This window comes from Mesorhizobium sp. M8A.F.Ca.ET.165.01.1.1 (assembly GCF_004792065.1).
In the GTDB taxonomy this organism is placed as follows: domain Bacteria; phylum Pseudomonadota; class Alphaproteobacteria; order Rhizobiales; family Rhizobiaceae; genus Mesorhizobium.
Genome location: NZ_SRTH01000069.1, coordinates 1 through 448 on the forward strand (window position 1 = coordinate 1; position 448 = coordinate 448).

A 448-nucleotide genomic window follows, 5' to 3' on the forward strand; every position below is an offset into this window, starting at 1 on the left:
CACGCCATTCGGATTGAGGTCACTGGCGATCCAGGCGAAGGCATGCGTGCCGGTGTGGCGCAGCAGCGCGAACTCCTTTTCGGCGCGACCGACATTGGAGACGAAATTGTCGGCCTTGCCCATGTCGACGAGGTCGGGCCGGAAGTGCAGCATCAGCGAGGTCTCGACATCGCCACCGTGGATGCCGTGGCGATCCTCCAGCTCGGTATACATGCCGGCCGGTCGGCCGAAGCGCTGCCAGCTCGTCTTCACCGCCAGCATTTTTGCGAGCACGCGCAATTCGCGCGTGATGATGCCCATGATCTCCTCGTTGCCGCCATGCGAGTTGACGACGATCAGCTTCCTGACGCCGGCGCGGGCGATCGAGAGGCCAAGCTCGGTCCAGGCGTCGACGAGGGTGGTGGCCGGCAAGGTGAGCGTCCCAGGCGCATGAAGATGCTCGTTCGAT

1 protein-coding gene is annotated in these 448 nt (G+C 64.1%); it reads right to left on the minus strand.

The genetic code is table 11. The annotated features are described in order from the left end of the window. Positions 1 to 448, minus strand: a 448-nt coding sequence (locus EN808_RS35155) for a creatininase family protein (protein ID WP_189524242.1), incomplete at both ends; no start/stop codon positions are given.